A 16,647-nucleotide genomic window follows, 5' to 3' on the forward strand; every position below is an offset into this window, starting at 1 on the left:
TAGGCGAACATGGAATCCATCGCTTTTATTTTCCCAGGCCAGGGTTCGCAGCGCGTCGGAATGGGAACGGAGTTCCACCAGCGTGCTCCGGACCTGGCCGACACCTACTACCGCACCGCCGACGAAATACTCGGGTTCTCGCTCTCGGATCTGTGCCGGAATGCTTCCGCCCAGACGCTGCGCGACACCTCGATCACCCAACCGGCGGTTTTCCTCACCAGTCTCGTAGCCCTGGAGCTACTGCGCGATCACGCTGTGGCACCTGACGTCGTAGCCGGACACAGCCTTGGCGAATTCACGGCGCTCGTGTGCGCCGGGGCACTGGAATGGACCGACGCACTCAGTCTGGTCCGGCGGCGCGGAGAGTTGATGAAAACGGTCAACGAGAAGGTTCCCGGGACCATGGCGGCTGTCCTGGGGCTGGAAAAAACCGTAGTGGAGGCGGCCTGCTCCGAGGCCCTGGTGAAGACGGGGGAGATCGTCGAAGTGGCCAACGACAACGGCCCCGACCAGGTCGTGGTCTCCGGGCAGGTGCGAGCTGTCGAGGAACTGATTCAGATAGCGAGAAGTGCGGGCGCGCGGCGGGTCGTGCCGTTGGGTGTCGGGGCGCCTTTTCATTGCAGTCTCCTGCGGGAGATCGAGGAGGAATTCGCCGAAGTCCTGGAAGGGACCGATTTTCGCGACCCGACTATTCCGGTGATCTCCAGTGTCACTGCCGAGCCGCTCTCGGACGCCCACGACATCATCCGCATACTGCGTCGCCAGTTGACGGCTCCGGTGCGCTGGCGCGAGACGGTCATCCGTATGTCACACGGGGGGGCGGAAAAATTTGTCGAGGTCGGGCCGGGGCGGGTCCTTACCGGACTGTGTCGGACGATCCTCCCGACAGCCCAGACCTACACGACCGCCACCGTCGACGAATGCGAGAAGACAACCGCCGCCCTTGCCAAAGCGGAACTGTGATCGGTTGCGCGGATTTCCGCTTCGCCAACGCTTCGTGGAGGTAATCGCACAATGCCAGGCAAGGTGTTAGTCGCCAACCGCGGTGAAATCGCGGTTCGGATCATCCGAGCGTGCCAGGACGCCGGGATCTCAACCGTCGCCGTCTACGCCGCACCGGATAGAGACGCCCTGCACGTGCGGGCGGCGGATGAAGCGCACTCGCTGGGCGGGGACACCCCGGCCACCAGTTACCTCGACATGGCGAAGGTGCTGGCTGTGGCGGCTCGATCGGGAGCCGACGCGGTGCATCCCGGTTACGGCTTTCTGTCCGAGAACGCGGATTTTGCGCAGGCAGTCCTCGACGCCGGCTTGACCTGGGTCGGACCACCGCCACAGGCCATCCGCGATCTGGGAGACAAGGTCGCGGCGCGCAGCATCGCACAACGCGTGGGGGCGCCTCTGGTGGCCGGTACTCCCGGTCCGGTCAGTGGTGTTGAGGAAATCCAGGCGTTCGCGGACCGGCACGGGTTGCCCATCGCCATCAAGGCCGCCTTCGGCGGTGGTGGAAGAGGGCTGAAGGTCGCTCGTGCCAGGGAGGAGATCCCGGAGCTTTACGAGTCGGCTGTGCGGGAGGCCACCGCGGCCTTCGGAAACGGAGCGTGTTTCGTCGAGCGCTATCTGGAGCGTCCCCGTCATGTGGAGACGCAGTGCCTGACCGACACCCACGGCAACGTCGTCGTCGTGTCCACTCGCGACTGCTCGTTGCAGCGGCGTCACCAAAAACTCGTGGAGGAAGCACCTGCGCCTTTTCTCACCGATCAGCAGGACGCGGAGATACGTGCGGCATCGAAAGCCATCATGCGAGAAGCCGGCTACGTAGGGGCAGGAACCTGCGAGTTCCTGGTCGGCGCAGACGGGGCTCTTTCGTTTCTCGAAGTCAACACCCGTCTTCAGGTCGAGCACCCGGTCACGGAAGAGGTCACGGGTATCGACCTGGTACTCGAAATGCTGCGTATCGCAGACGGTGAAGAAATCGGTTATGACGATCCCGTCGCCAGAGGGCACTCCATCGAGTTTCGTATCAATGGCGAAGACCCAGGAAAAGGATTCCTTCCCACACCGGGAACAGTGGCTGCCTTTGTTCCGCCGACCGGTCCAGGAGTGCGGGTCGACACCGGGGTGGAATCCGGAAGCGTTGTCGGCGCGGCCTGGGATTCCCTCCTCGCAAAACTGATCGTCACCGGCGCCACCCGGGAGCAAGCACTGGGGCGTGCTCGCCGGGCCCTTGCGGAATTTCACGTCGACGGTATAGCAACTGTTCTTCCTTTCCATCGCGCGATCGTCATGGAACCGGCATTTGTTGGATCTTCGTTCGCCGTTCACACTCGTTGGATCGAGACTGAGTTTTCCGCCGAACTCTCCCCGTTCACACCTCCGAGCACCGGAACCGTGCCCGAATCCCTATGGGAGACAGTCGTTGTCGAGGTCGAAGGCCGGCGTTTGGAAATCGCTGTTCCCGGGCCGTCCACAGCGCCGGGAAACCGGATGAAGCGACGGGCCAACCCGCAGAGCAGGAGTGCGGTGTCCGGTGACACGCTCTCCTCCCCCATGCAGGGGGCCATCGTGAAAATCGCCGTTCGCGATGGTCAGCACGTCGAAGAGGGCGAACTGGTAGTCATGCTCGAAGCGATGAAGATGGAGCAACCGCTCAACGCCCCTCGTTCCGGAACGGTCAGAGGGATCAAGGTCGATGTGGGGGATACGGTCGCCTCGGGTGCCGTCATTTGCGAGATAAAAGAATGATGAGAGCTTCATGTTCGACTCCGACCAGAAAAACGGCAGCACTCACGGGCAGAAATAAAACCCCTGGAAACCTGCCAAATCCTCGACATCCCGATATCAAAATTTCTTTGGATTCGAAAACCGTTTCGAACGGCAAAGATTTTTGCACCGTCGAACCACCACGAAAACCTTGACCTTCCGGAAAGCGGACCCTTCTTCTTTGAATGCTGCTTTTCCGATGAGTGCCAATTTCGCGCCGGTATCGAAAAACAGGGAGACGCGTGTGGATGCCCAAGTCATTGTCGTGGGTGCCGGCCCAGCCGGAATGATGCTCGCGGGAGAGCTCCGATTGGCCGGAGTGGACGTCATCGTTCTGGAACGCCTTGCCAAGCGCACAGGAGAGTCCCGCGGACTGGGATTCACCGCTCGCACCATGGAGGTTTTCGACCAGCGCGGTCTGCTGCCCCGGTTCGGGGAGATCGCGATCAGCAACCACGGCCACTTCGGCGGGCTTCCGGTCGACTTCGGCCTGCTCGACGGCGCCCACCAGGCGGCGAAGAGCGTTCCACAGTCCCAGACCGAGACGGTGTTGGAAGAGTGGGTCCTCGGGATGGGCTGCGACATCAGACGCGGCCACGAAGTCCTCGCGGTGAAGGACAACGGCAACGAAGTGGAGGTCGAGGTCCGTGGACCAGAGGGCATTCTCCGGCTCACCAGCGGCTACCTCGTCGGTTGCGACGGCGGGCGCAGTCTCGTGCGCAAGGCCCTCGAATTCGACTTTCCCGGGACTCCCGCGACCCTGGAAATGTTTCTGGCCGACGTGAAAGGGCTCGATCTCGCACCCAGGATGATCGGGCAGACCCTACCGGGCGGCATGGTCATGGTGGGACCGCTACCGGACGGTGTCACCCGCCTCATCGTCTGCGAACGCGGGACCCCGCCGCAGCGCCGCGAAACACCACCGGCGTACGAGGAGGTCTCCGCTGCCTGGAAACGCCTCACCGGTGACGACATCTCCCACGGAGAACCGGTGTGGGTGAGCTCCTTCGGCGATGCCACCCGTCAGGTCACCGAATACCGCAGGAACAGGGTCTTCCTGGCCGGCGACGCCGCACACATCCACCTCCCGGCTGGTGGCCAAGGCATGAACACGAGCATTCAGGATGCCGTGAACCTCGGCTGGAAACTCGCCGCCGTCGTCCAGGGGCGAAGCCGTGAAGCGCTCCTGGACAGCTATCACACCGAACGCCATCCGGTGGGCGAACGCTTGCTGATGAACACGCGGGCGCAGGGGCTGTTGTTCCTGAGCGGTCCCGAGATGCAGCCGCTACGCGACGTGATGTCCGAGCTCATCGCCTATGAGGACGTGGGTCGGCACCTGGCCGCGATGGTCAGCGGTCTGGAGATCCGCTATCCCGTCGACGGAGGGCGGCACCCCCTGCTGGGGAGGCGTATGCCCGGCCTGAAGCTGTCCGGACCGACCCGTTTCGCCGACAGCACGGAGGTACTGCACAGCGGACGCGGCGTCCTCCTGGATCTGGGGGACAACCCTGAACTACGCCGAAGGGCCGCGGGGTGGGAAAGCCAAGTGGACATCGTGACCGCAGAACTCGGGCCGCTCCCGAAGGACAGTCCCCTGAACGCAACCACCGCAGTACTGGTGCGCCCCGACGGTTACGTGGCGTGGGCCGCGCCTGGAAGCCACGGCGACCTGCCAATGGCGCTGGAGCGGTGGTTCGGACCACGGCGATAACCGTCCCCCATCACAGCCGACCCGATTGCGAGGAGACAAACATGCACAGCACTTTGATCGTGGCCCGGATGGCCCTCCATTCGAGTGACGAGGTGGCCCGTCTGTTCGGCTCGTTCGACGCGACCGACATGCCCCATCTCATGGGGACGCGCCGTCGCCAGCTGTTTTCGTACCAGGGCCTCTACTTCCACGTTCAGGACTTCGACACCGACACCGGCGGCAGGCGCATCGAACAGGCCAGGCGAGAGCCACGCTTCGTTCGGATCAGCGACGACCTGAAGCCCTACATCAATCCCTACGACCCGACCACGTGGCGCTCCCCCGCGGACGCGATGGCCACACGCTTCTACAGCTGGGAGGCGTCAGCGTGAACGACAGGCGAGCTGTGATCACCGGTATCGGCGTGATCGCCCCCGGGGGGATCGGAGTGAAGGAATTCTGGAGCCTTCTCAGCGAAGGGCGGACGGCGACGCGGGGAATCACTTTCTTCGACCCGTCCCAGTTCCGCTCCAGGGTGGCCGCGGAGATCGATTTCGACCCGCTTGCCTCTGGACTGGGCCCCCAAGAGGTCCGACGTATGGACCGCGCAGCCCAACTGGCGGTCGTGGCCGCTCGTGAAGCGGTGGCCGACAGCGGGCTCGAGATCGACCGGCTCTCCCCCTACCGGGTCGGGGTCACCATCGGTAGCGCGGTAGGCGCGACGATGGGCCTGGACCAGGAATACCGCGTGGTCAGCGACGGTGGGCGACTGGATCTGGTCGACCACGGGTACGCGGTGCCCCACTTGTACAACTATCTGGTGCCCAGCTCGTTCGCGGCAGAGGTTGCTTGGGCGGTGGACGCGCAAGGTCCGTGCACCGTGGTCTCCACGGGCTGTACTTCCGGTCTCGACGCGGTCGGCCACGCCGTCGAGCTGATCCGCGAGGGCTCGGCGGACGTCATGATCGCCGGCGCCTCGGACGCGCCCATATCGCCGATCACCATGGCCTGCTTCGACGCCATCAAGGCGACCACGCCACTCAACGACGCCCCCGGAGAGGCGTCTCGCCCCTTCGACGGAACCCGTAACGGATTCGTACTCGGCGAGGGATCGGCCGTGTTCATCCTGGAAGAGCGTGAAGCCGCCAAACGGCGCGGGGCCCACATCTACGCGGAGGTCAGTGGTTACGCCTCTCGGTGCAATGCCTTTCACATGACGGGCCTTCGGCCGGACGGCGTGGAGATGGCCGAGGCCATCGGTGTCGCCCTTGCGGAAGCAGGCACTGCCGCAGCGGAGATCGACTACGTCAACGCACACGGATCAGGGACCAAACAGAACGACCGGCACGAGACCGCGGCGTTCAAGAAAAGCCTCGGGGAGCACGCCTACCGGGTTCCCGTCAGCTCCATCAAGTCGATGGTCGGCCACTCCTTGGGGGCCATCGGCTCGATCGAGATCGCCGCCTCGGTACTGGCCATGGAGAACAACGTGGTCCCACCCACCGCGAACCTCCATACACCAGATCCCGAATGCGACCTGGACTACGTTCCCTTGACCGCTCGGGAGTGGCCGACGGACACGGTGCTGACGGTCGGCAGCGGTTTCGGCGGCTTCCAGAGCGCGATGGTCCTGACGGGCGAGAAACGGGGGACGCGATGAACGCCCGGACCGTGGTCACGGGAATGGGGATCGCAGCGCCCAACGGGCTCGGAGCAGAGGACTTCTGGACGGCCACCCGGAACGGCCGGAGCGGGATCGGACCCGTGTCCCGCTTCGACCCCGCCCAGTACCCCCTGCGGTTGGCCGGCGAGGTGCCGGGATTCGTTGCCGAGGACCACCTGCCGGGGCGCCTCCTGCCCCAGACCGACCGGATGACGAGGCTCGCGCTGGTCGCAGCCGACTGGGCGCTGACCGACGCGGGGATCACCCCCGATGAGGTACCCGCCTTCGATATGGGGGTCGTCACCTCCAGCTCTTCGGGGGGCTTCGAATTCGGCCAAGGAGAACTCCAGAAGCTGTGGAGCAAAGGCAGCCGCTATGTCAGCGCCTACCAGTCCTTCGCTTGGTTCTACGCCGTCAACAGTGGCCAGATCTCCATTCGCAACGGGATGAAAGGACCCAGTTCAGTATTGGTCAGTGACCAGGCGGGCGGCCTCGACGCGGTGGCCCAGGCCCGGAGACAGATCCGCAAGGGCACTCCCATGATCGTGACCGGTGGTGTCGACGCCTCCATCTGTCCCTGGGGATGGGTCGCTCAGCTGGCGAGCGGACGGCTGAGCACCGGCGACGACCCGCGGCGGGCTTACCTTCCCTTCGACGCGCACGCCCATGGCCATGTTCCGGGCGAGGGGGGCGCGATCCTTCTCCTGGAGAACGTCGAGAACGCACGATCGCGTGGCGCACGGATCTACGGAGAGATCGCGGGGTACGCGGCTACCTTCGATCCACGGGCGGGCAGCGGCCGCGAGCCCGGACTGCGAACAGCCATCGAGCTGGCGCTTGCGGACGCGGAGGTACGGCCCGAGGACGTCGACGTGATCTTCGCGGACGCCGCCGCCATCCCGGAGATGGACCGTGTCGAAGCCGAAGCCATCGCCGCGGTGTTCGGGCCGTACGGGGTACCGGTGACCGCACCCAAGTCGATGACCGGACGACTGTACTCAGGCGCCGCTGCCCTGGACCTGGCGTCCGCCCTGTTGTCGATCTCCACCGGCGTGATCCCGCCGACCACCAACGTCGAGGCGGTTCCCGACTACCGGCTCGACCTGGTGACGGACGAGCCTCGCTCGACTCCGATACGTACGGCCCTGGTGGTGGCCCGCGGCCACGGCGGATTCAACTCCGCGGTCGTCGTCCAGGCCCCATCAGACTGATCCCTTCTCCCTTCCCATCCACCCGAAGAAGGATTCTTATGAGCACAAAGAATTTCACCCTCGACGACCTGAAGCGAATCCTGCGTGAGGGGGCCGGTTCGGACGACGACATCGACATCGACGGGGACATCCTCGACGCCGGGTTCGAGCAGTTGGGCTACGAGTCCCTGGCTTTGTTGGAGACCGGCAGCCGAATCGAACGTGAGTACGGGATCACCCTCGATGAGCCCTCTCTCGTCGACGCCACCACCCCTCGCGCCCTGATCGCACTGGTCAACGCCCACCTCGCCGACTCCCTCGCTGCCTGAAGGCCGACCGGCGCCCCTTCACCGGGGCGGGTCCCCACTCAACCGACACGGCCGGTCGACCCCACGACCCCCACGTTCAGGAGAAGTCATGCCCCAGCAGGACCAACGAGTCGCCCTTGTAACCGGAGCCACCAGTGGAATCGGCCTCGCCGTCACCCGACTGCTGGCTGTTCAGGGACACCAGGTTTTCATCGGAGCGCGCACCACCGAGAACGTGGTCGGCACGGTGAAACGCTTGCGCGAGGAGGGAATGGACGTGGACGGCGCCACCCTCGACGTCTGCTCCGACGACAGTGTCGAAGCGTTCGTCCAAGCAGCGGTGGACCGCTTCTCCACGATCGACGTCCTGGTCAACAACGCAGGCCGCAGCGGTGGTGGTGTCACCGCCGATATCACCGACGAACTGTGGGAGGCGGTCATCGACACCAACCTCAACAGCGTCTTTCGCATGACCCGGGCGTCTCTCAACGCCGGCGGCATGCGGCACAAGCAACGCGGTCGCATCATCAACATCGCCTCGACCGCGGGCAAACAGGGGGTGGTACTCGGAGCTCCGTACTCGGCGTCCAAACACGGTGTCGTGGGTTTCACAAAAGCGCTCGGCAACGAACTGGCCCCTACCGGGATCACCGTCAACGCGGTCTGCCCCGGCTACGTGGAGACGCAGATGGCCCAGCGGGTCCGCCAAGGCTACGCCGAGGTCTGGAACACCTCCGAGGACGCGGTCCTCGAGAAGTTCAGCGCCAAGATCCCCCTCGGCCGCTACTCCACCCCTGACGAGGTCGCCGGCCTCGTGGGCTATCTCGCCTCCGACACCGCGGCCTCGATCACCTCCCAGGCGCTCAACGTCTGCGGCGGCCTGGGCAACTTCTGACCCGCACGAACACTCGCCGTCCCCCTCCATCGGAGCACCTTTTCACCCCAAGGAGACACCACCATGCCTGAACAAGGCCGTCACGAGGTGGAACACGAGATAACCATTGCGGCCCCGGCCGTCGACGTCTACCGGCTCATCGCGGACGTGGAGAACTGGCCACGGATTTTTCCGCCGACCGTCCACGTCGACCACCTCGAGCGGAGCAGCACCGAAGAGCGTATCCGGATCTGGGCCACCGCCGGTGGCGCCGCGAAGAACTGGACCTCCCACCGCACACTCCTCCCCGACGAACTGCGAATCGACTTCCGTCAGGAGGTCTCCGCCCCGCCCGTGGCCGCAATGGCCGGAACTTGGCTCATCGAACCCCGTTCCGCCAACGAGTCCCGGGTACGGCTCCTGCACGACTACCGTGCGGTCGACGACGACGCCTCGCACCTCGCTTGGATAGACCAGGCCGTCGACCACAACTCGCGCTCCGAACTCGCGGCACTCAAAACCAACGTGGAACTGGACGTTTCGGCCAAAGACCTGCTGCTGTCCTTCGAAGACACGGTCCACGTCGCCGGAGCGGCCAAGGACCTCTACGACTTCGTCAACGAAGCACATCTGTGGACCGAGCGGCTGCCCCACGTGGCGAGAGTCGACCTGGAAGAGGAGACCCCCGGTCTCCAGACCCTTGAAATGGACACGCGCACCAAGGACGGTTCCACTCACACCACCAAGTCGATCAGAGTGTGCTTCCCCCATCATCGAATCTCCTACAAGCAGATCACCCTTCCCGCCCTGATGTCTTTGCACACCGGTTACTGGCTTTTCGAAGAGACGGCCGACGGCGTCACCGCCACCTCCCAACACACGGTGGCGATCAAAAGGGAGGCCGTCGCCGAGGTGCTCGGCACCGGAGCCAAAATCTCCGACGCGCGCTCCTACATTCGTGACGCCTTGGGGGCGAACAGCCGGGCCACACTCGGCCACGCCAAAACCTACGCCGAGCGCGACCGCTGAACATGACCGAGCCGAGCACAGTACTTACCCAGGTCATAGTGGTCGGCGCCGGGCCGGTCGGACTGATGCTCGCCGGTGAGCTGCGACTGGGCGGTGCGGAGGTAATCCTTCTGGAGCGCCGCACCGCTCCGACCAACGAGTCCAGGGCTTCCACACTGCACGCCCGCACCATGGAAATCTTCGACAGCCGCGGACTGCTGCCGGCTTTCAAGTCCCCGCCCAACGATGTGATGGGCCATTTCGGTGGAATTCCCGTCGCCCTTACCCTCCCCACCCCGTACCCCGGTCAATGGAAGGTCCCACAGGTACAGACCGAAGCCGTCCTTCAACAATGGGCGCTCTCCCTCGGGGTGAAACTGTGTCGCGGCCACGAGCTGCACGGCCTCACCGTTCACCGTGACCACGTGGAGGCTCTTGTGGTGGGGCCTGCCGGGCCGGTGCGGGTCAACGGTGCCTATCTGGTCGGATGTGACGGCGAGCAGAGCACGGTGCGTCGACTGAGCGCCGCCTCCTTTCCCGGGACGGACGCGGTCCGCGAACTGATTCGTGCCGATGTGGCGGGAATCAAGGTCCCCAACCGGCGATTTCAACGCCTGCCCGCCGGCATGGCTGTTGCCGCCCGGCGCGGCGACGGGGTCACCCGGGTCATGGTCCATGAGTTCGGCCGAGCTCCGACCGAACACGCGGGTGAACCGGGCTTCACGGAGATCCGGGACTCCTGGGAGCGGGTCACCGGAGAGGACATCGGAACGGGGAGGCCGCAGTGGGTCAACCGGTTCACCGATGCCTCCCGCCAACTGGCCCAGTATCGCCACGGTCGGGTGTTGTTCGCGGGTGACGCCGCCCACCAGCAGATGCCCATCGGCGGTCAGGCTCTCAACCTCGGGCTCCAAGACGCGTTCAACCTCGGATGGAAACTCGCCCTCCACGTCACCGGCAAAGCCCCGGAGACACTGCTCGACAGCTACCACGACGAAAGGCACCCGGTCGGCGACCGGGTCCTGGGAAACATCAACGCTCAGGCAACGCTGCTTCTCGGGGGGCCGGAAACCGACGCCCTGCGTCAACTCTTCGGAGAGCTCGTCGACTACGGGTCCGTCCGACAGAACCTGGCGGGAACGGTTTCCGGTCTGGCCATCCGATACGACACCGGTTCCAGTGGCCATCCGCTTCTCGGAGTGCGGCTGCCGCCGGCCCAACTCGTGTGCGACGGCGTGGAGACAAGCACCGCACGCCTACTGACCCCCGGTCGTGGAGTGCTTCTGGACCTCTGGGGCGGCCTCGGCCACAGAGCCCACCTCAAAGCCGCGTGCGCGCCCTGGACAGACCGTATCGACACGATCACGGCCCGGCCTTTCGATACCCACGGCACTGCGTTGGAAGAGGGCGACGCTCTCCTCATCCGGCCCGACGGTTACGTCGCCTGGGCGTCTCAGGGCAACCCGGTGGGGTTGCCCGAGGCACTGCAACGCTGGTTCGGGCCTCCCTCGACGACCGTTCCTCACCCCATCCTTTCAACCGATCGGAGAGACGACATGAGCAAGCTTGTGGGCAAGACAGCACTGGTGACCGGATCGAGCCGGGGAATCGGCCGAGGGATCGCCGTCCGGCTGGCACGGGAGGGCGCCCTGGTCGCCGTCCACTATGCGGTCGGCCAAGACGCCGCCGAGGACGTCGTCGCCGCGATCGAGAAGGACGGCGGCCGGGCTTTCGCCGTGCAGGCAGAACTCGGGGTTCCGGGGGACGTCCACCAACTCTTCCTCGGACTCGAACAAGGCCTGAAAGAACGTACTGGGTCGACCGAACTGAACGTCCTGGTCAACAACGCGGGTGTCATGGGTGGCGTCTCGGCCCAAGACACCACCTCCGAGCAGTTCGACCGGCTGTTCGCCGTGAACGCCAAGGCGCCCTTCTTCATCATTCAGCGCGCACTGGCCCTCCTCGCCCCCGGCAGCCGGATCGTCAACATCTCTTCCGGGCTCACACGGTTCGCCAACCCCGACGAGATCGCCTACGCGATGTCGAAAGGGGCCGTGGAGCAGCTCGCCCTGCACTTCGCCAAGTTCCTTGCCCCACGCGGCATCACCGTCAACAGCGTCGCACCGGGGATCACCCGCAACGGAAGCCCTGTCTTCGACATCCCCCAGGCAGTCGAACAGATGGCGCAAATGTCAGCCTTTGGCCGGGTGGGCGAACCTCAGGACATCGCTGATGTGGTGGCCTTCCTCGCCTCCGACGACGCGCGATGGATAACCGGGGCCTTCATCGACGCCAGCGGCGGCACTCTCCTGGGCTGAGCATCGCCCGGCGCCGATGCGGCTATCGGCGCCGGGCGGTGTGCGTCCACGCAGACTCGAAACGGTCGGCACGATCCCGGGATGGGCACCATGAAACCCGCAGAGAGCAAGACGCGCCACTCCGCCGACGAGGCCGTCGCCAGGTGGAGCCCGCAAATGTGGGGGCTCCTGATCGTCCTGGCCGGCAACATGCTCATCGACGCTCTCGAAGTGTCCACGGTGCTCGTCGCGCTGCCGTCGGTCGGCCGGGAGCTGAACCTTTCCCTCCCGCTCCTCCAATGGCTGGTGAGCGGATTCGCTCTCGGCTTCGGTATGACCGTGCTGTTCGGCGGCCGGATCGTCGAGTCGTTCGGCCGGCGCCGGGTTTACCTCGCCGCACTCGTCTGTTTTGCCGCGGCCTCTGTGATCGCGGGGCTCACCAACGACCCCACCGTCCTGGTCGCCACCCGATTCGTCAAGGGCGTATGCGCGGCCCTCACCGCTCCCATCGGTCTGGCCATCATCAGCACCGCGTTTCGTCGTGGACCCGATCGTGATCGGGCGGTCGCGGTGTACTCCTTTGTCGGAGCCTGCGGTTTTGTCGCCGGTCTCCTTCTCGCCGGACTGCTGACCGGACTGAGTTGGAGGCTGACTTTTGTTTTCCCGGCTCCCGTCGTCCTGGTGCTCCTCGTGGGAGGGATACTGCTCATTCCCCGTGACGTCCCCGACAGGACCGCGCCCCTGCGCCTCGCGGCTGTGGGAGCAGTGTGCCTGGCCGGCGGTTTCTCGGCTCTGGTCCAAGGAGTCGTGATGGTGCCGGTGCGAGGCTGGGGGGATCCGCTCACCCTCGGAGCCTTTGCCGCGACCGGGGTTCTTTTCCTGCTTTTCTGCGTCGCCGAACATTTCGCGAGTCGGCCGCTGATCCGTTTCGGAGTACTCCGTAACGGCGCACTGATTCGCTCGATGTTAGGCGCCGCGGCCCTCAACGGTTCATTTGTGGGGCTGCTTCTGGTGGCCACGTTGCACATGCAGACGGTGTTGGGATGGTCCCCGGCCGAAACAGCCTTCGCCTTCCTTCCTGCGAGCCTTCCACTGGCAGTCGCCGCACTGTTCTCACAACGCCTGACAAAGCGATTCGGCGCCGTTCGACTGATCGCTGTCGGGGCGCTCGGCCCCCCGCTCGGATACGCCCTCTATTTGAGGCTGTCTCCACCGGTGGTGTACGCGGTCGACATCTTGCCCACGATGCTGTTGGTGGCGTGGGGTTTCGTATTCGGGTTCGCCGCACTGAACGCCCAGGCCGTTTCGCTGGTACCGACGCGCGACCGGGCCTTGGCCAGCGGGCTCTACCAGACCGCTGTGCAGACCGCGGCCGCGGTCGTCCCCGCTCTGGTGGTGGCGTTGCTCCTGACGGGAGCGACACCCGGCGATCCCCAACAGATGCTCGACGGACACCGGTTCGCAGTAGGGGCGATCACGGCCCTAGGCGTGTCAGGGCTGGTGGTCGCTGTTGTCGGTCTAATCGCGGACCGCCGCTGTAGGGGCCGTGACACCACTGGGAGAAGCGCGCGGCCGGAGACGGCACCCACCTGCACGAAAGATCCGTGAAGCCCCAAAGGCGACCTGTCCCCGGAACACTTCCACCTGTCTCTCGCTCCAGTCTTCGCACGCTCGTTTGCGGCCTCCCACCCAAGAAACCCACCTGGAGGGTGAACCCCATGTCCATTACCGACACGACCACCTCGCGCACGCAATGGTCCATGAGCGAGCGGCTGGAGGAACTCGACCTGATCAAAGCCACGGCCTGCAACGGGAGCGATCCCGAGGCGACCCGGCGTCAACACGCCAAGGGAAAGCTGACGGCGCACGAGCGGATCGCCCTGCTCCTGGACGAGGGATCGTTCCACGAGGTCGAGCAGTTGCGCCGGCACCGGGCGACAGGGTTCGGCCTGGAGGACAAGCGTCCTTACACCGACGGCGTCATCACCGGATGGGGGACCGTGCACGGGAGAACGGTCTTCGTCTACGCTCACGACTTCCGGATTTTCGGTGGAGCCCTGGGAGAAGCGCACGCCACCAAGATTCACAAGGTGATGGACATGGCCTTGGCGGCTGGTGCGCCGCTGGTGTCCCTCAATGACGGTGCCGGGGCGCGGATTCAGGAGGGCGTTTCCGCTTTGGCCGGTTACGGCGGGATCTTCCAACGCCACACGAAGGCATCAGGGGTGATCCCGCAGATCTCAATCATGCTGGGGCCGTGTGCGGGCGGTGCCGCCTACAGTCCCGCCTTGACCGATTTCGTTTTCATGGTCCGCGACACCTCCCAGATGTTCATCACCGGACCTGACGTCGTCCAGGCTGTGACAGGAGAGAAGATCAGCCAGAACGGCCTCGGTGGCGCCGACGTGCACTCAACTGTCTCCGGGGTTGCGCACTTCGCCTACGACGAGGAGCGCGCCTGTTTGGAAGACGTACGTTTTCTTCTGTCGTTACTTCCCTCCAACAACCGGGAACTTCCTCCGAGCCAACCGTGCGAGGACCAGACGGACCAGCGCAACGAAGCGTTGTTGACCCTGGTTCCAGAAGATCCCGGACATGTCTACGACGTGCGTGTCGTTATCGAGGAGATCGTCGACAACGGAGAGTATTTCGAGATTCACGCCGACTGGGCCCCCAACATTGTCTGCGCGCTGGTGCGAATCGGCGGAGAGGTGGTGGGTGTCGTGGCCAACCAGCCCGCAGCCTACGCCGGCGTACTGACGATCAAAGCGAGCGAGAAAGCCGCCCGGTTCGTACAGTTCTGCGATGCCTTCAACATCGCACTGGTGACTCTGGTCGATGTCCCCGGTTTCCTGCCGGGGGTCGACCAAGAGCACAACGGCATCATCAGGCACGGAGCGAAACTGCTGTACGCCTACTGCAACGCTACGGTTCCGCGGATTTCCCTCGTGTTGCGCAAGGCCTACGGCGGCGCCTACATCGTCATGGACTCGCGTTCCATCGGCGCGGACCTGGCGTTCGCCTGGCCCGGCAACGAGATCGCGGTCATGGGCGCGGAGGGCGCGGCCGAAGTGATCTTTCGTCGTGCGATCAAGGCATCAGACACCCCCGATGCCTTGCGCCAACAGAAGATCAAGGAGTACCGGGCCCAGCTCATGCACCCTTACTACGCAGCGGAACGGGGCCTGGTGGACGACGTCATCGACCCACGGCGTACTCGCGAGGTTCTCGTCGACGCCCTTGCGATGTTGAGAAGCAAGCATGCTGACCTGCCCCATCGCAAGCACGGGAACCTGCCGCAGTGATGGGCCGGCAGACAGACGCCGCCACGGTCGCCCCCCTTTTTTTCCGAATCGTCAGGGGGCGCCTCGACACCGCGGAACTTGCAGCGCTCACTGTTGTTCTGCTCAGGGCAGCTGCTGTTGCGAGGCCCGAATACGTCGGTGGACGGCAACCGAAAGCCGCCGAATGGCGGCGCTCCTCACAAGCAGTAGTGCGTAATCATGGTCCGCGGAGCTGGTGCGGCACGCCAAGACGACCCTGACCCGAAGCTGTTGTGTTCTCCGTATAGAACGGTCTCCTCAGCCGCCGGTCTGGGGCTGTGCCGTCAGCATGGTTCCTGAATTCACTTTGCCGCTACGGAATAAGAATAAGAGTGCACGGCGACGCACTCTGTGATTCTAGTCACTGCGGCCATTGGCAATATCGATCCACACCTCGTCTCTTGACTGCTGGAGGTGAAAGTGACGGCCCGAGCCCTTGTCCTGCCAGATGGCCCGCTGTTGCAAATCTTCTCCCGGGGCCGAACTCTACGTCGGTGACCTCGCGGTTTCCGAAAATCTGGACATCGCCTCGGAGGGATTCACGACCGCGTTCTGGATGTGGCCGTTCTTTGCATGGAAGGAACTTCCCAGACTGATGGCCCGGAAGCAGATGGTCACCACCGGTTGGCCTTCGGCATATGCGGACGGCGCTCTGGACTATTTTTCTCTACTGACGGAAAATCCAGAGGTGATGTCACGCTCAGTTGAGGGAAGAACCGGCCGGACGGCCAGGTCCTTCCAGACATGAGAGCACGAGTAAATGGAGGTTTTTCAACAATGCCGGAAACAAACATCAGACCAGAGAAACCCCAAAGGCTAGAGGCGGGTTTTGTTTCTTTCGGGATCCTTGAGACGAACTCCCCCGAGGCTGCTGCTGACCTCGTGGACGCGCTTACCAGCGAGGTTCGGCAATGGGCGCGGGCAACTCCGGGGTTCCTGTCTGCCAGGATTCATGTGAGCGTGGACCGGACGGCAGTTGTCCACCGCAGCGAATGGGCGACGGATTCCGACTACCAGGATTCGTTCGTCGACACCGCCCGTGGAAAAACCCTGCGCGAATTGGCGAGACTACCGGGGATTGTGTCGGCGACCTCTGTGCACGCCTTCCCCCTGGATGGCCTTGAGGGGCCAGAGGCCGGCAAGGAGCCGGGGATCGTGGCGGTGGCGGTACGGCACTTCGCGAACCGCGACGCCGTGGACGGGGTGATGGAATTGCTGATGAGCAGTGGAGAGTGGAAGCGGAACTTCCCGGGGTTCATCTCGGCGTCCCCATGCGTCAGCGCCGATGGCACAACCTTCGTCAACTACCCGATGTGGGTTGATGAATCCGCACAACACTCATGGATGAAAGACCCACGGATCTCCGAAGGACAGGAAGAGATCGCTCGCTTGGAGGCTGCTCCCCCGGAGTACTTCATCTGCACTCCAGTTGCGTACATCACAGCGGTTTGACTTGAACTTAAGTTCAAGTTCTATCGTCGGTGCCAACGACATCAGCTGATCGACACCGGCAAGGGAGAGCAGTGGA

14 protein-coding genes are annotated in these 16,647 nt (G+C 64.4%); all 14 read left to right on the plus strand.

The annotated features are described in order from the left end of the window. The first annotated feature begins 9 nt into the window (after positions 1-9). The 14 genes from fabD to QSJ59_RS14905 all read left to right on the plus strand — a co-directional run bounded on the left by fabD (position 10) and on the right by QSJ59_RS14905 (position 16,571). A complete protein-coding gene (gene fabD / locus QSJ59_RS14845; RefSeq protein WP_285760124.1) occupies positions 10-963 on the plus strand; it encodes an ACP S-malonyltransferase in 954 nt (317 codons plus the stop codon). Between the two features lie 51 nt (positions 964-1,014). Next, the gene (locus tag QSJ59_RS14850) at positions 1,015-2,745 is read left to right on the plus strand and encodes an acetyl/propionyl/methylcrotonyl-CoA carboxylase subunit alpha (RefSeq protein ID WP_285760125.1); all 1,731 of its coding nucleotides are present in this window, start codon (positions 1,015-1,017) and stop codon (positions 2,743-2,745) included. Between the two features lie 262 nt (positions 2,746-3,007). Continuing rightward, complete coding sequence (locus tag QSJ59_RS14855; RefSeq protein WP_285760126.1) at positions 3,008-4,477, plus strand: FAD-dependent monooxygenase; 1,470 nt, start codon at positions 3,008-3,010, stop codon at positions 4,475-4,477. A gap of 41 nt (positions 4,478-4,518) precedes the next feature. Further along, entirely contained in the window at positions 4,519-4,848 is a 330-nt protein-coding gene (locus QSJ59_RS14860; RefSeq protein WP_285760127.1) for a TcmI family type II polyketide cyclase, read from the plus strand. Then, a complete protein-coding gene (locus tag QSJ59_RS14865) occupies positions 4,845-6,116 on the plus strand; it encodes a beta-ketoacyl-[acyl-carrier-protein] synthase family protein (RefSeq protein WP_285760128.1) in 1,272 nt (423 codons plus the stop codon). The genes QSJ59_RS14860 and QSJ59_RS14865 overlap by 4 nt, the downstream gene beginning before the upstream one ends. Further along, on the plus strand, positions 6,113-7,330 hold the full coding sequence (locus QSJ59_RS14870) for a ketosynthase chain-length factor (RefSeq protein WP_285760129.1): 1,218 nt from the start codon (positions 6,113-6,115) through the stop codon (positions 7,328-7,330). The genes QSJ59_RS14865 and QSJ59_RS14870 overlap by 4 nt, the downstream gene beginning before the upstream one ends. A gap of 38 nt (positions 7,331-7,368) precedes the next feature. Beyond that, positions 7,369-7,638: an acyl carrier protein gene (locus QSJ59_RS14875; RefSeq protein WP_285760130.1), complete on the plus strand. Its 270-nt coding sequence runs from the start codon at positions 7,369-7,371 to the stop codon at positions 7,636-7,638. Positions 7,639-7,726: 88 nt separating this feature from the next. Then, positions 7,727-8,512 carry a 3-oxoacyl-ACP reductase FabG gene (fabG, locus tag QSJ59_RS14880; protein WP_285760131.1) on the plus strand — a complete coding sequence of 262 codons (786 nt, stop codon included), beginning with the start codon at positions 7,727-7,729 and terminating at the stop codon, positions 8,510-8,512. 63 nt (positions 8,513-8,575) lie between these two features. Further along, on the plus strand, positions 8,576-9,520 hold the full coding sequence (locus QSJ59_RS14885) for an aromatase/cyclase (protein ID WP_285760132.1): 945 nt from the start codon (positions 8,576-8,578) through the stop codon (positions 9,518-9,520). A 2-nt stretch (positions 9,521-9,522) separates the two neighbouring features. Further along, the gene (locus QSJ59_RS14890; RefSeq protein ID WP_285760133.1) at positions 9,523-11,817 is read left to right on the plus strand and encodes an SDR family oxidoreductase; all 2,295 of its coding nucleotides are present in this window, start codon (positions 9,523-9,525) and stop codon (positions 11,815-11,817) included. Positions 11,818-11,898: 81 nt separating this feature from the next. Next, the gene (locus QSJ59_RS14895; RefSeq protein WP_285760134.1) at positions 11,899-13,404 is read left to right on the plus strand and encodes an MFS transporter; all 1,506 of its coding nucleotides are present in this window, start codon (positions 11,899-11,901) and stop codon (positions 13,402-13,404) included. 152 nt (positions 13,405-13,556) lie between these two features. After that, on the plus strand, positions 13,557-15,101 hold the full coding sequence (locus QSJ59_RS14900) for an acyl-CoA carboxylase subunit beta (protein WP_285760172.1): 1,545 nt from the start codon (positions 13,557-13,559) through the stop codon (positions 15,099-15,101). Beyond that, positions 15,101-15,340, plus strand: a complete 240-nt coding sequence (locus QSJ59_RS24380) for an acyl-CoA carboxylase subunit epsilon (RefSeq protein ID WP_432707486.1) — start codon at positions 15,101-15,103, stop codon at positions 15,338-15,340. The genes QSJ59_RS14900 and QSJ59_RS24380 overlap by 1 nt, the downstream gene beginning before the upstream one ends. 556 nt (positions 15,341-15,896) lie before the next feature. Next, positions 15,897-16,571 (plus strand): antibiotic biosynthesis monooxygenase, encoded by a 675-nt coding sequence (locus tag QSJ59_RS14905; protein ID WP_285760135.1) that lies wholly within the window; start codon positions 15,897-15,899, stop codon positions 16,569-16,571. The last annotated feature ends 76 nt before the right edge of the window (positions 16,572-16,647 follow it).

The sequence above is a fragment of the Nocardiopsis ansamitocini genome, assembly GCF_030268225.1.
Classification (GTDB): Bacteria; Actinomycetota; Actinomycetes; order Streptosporangiales; family Streptosporangiaceae; genus Nocardiopsis_D; species Nocardiopsis_D ansamitocini.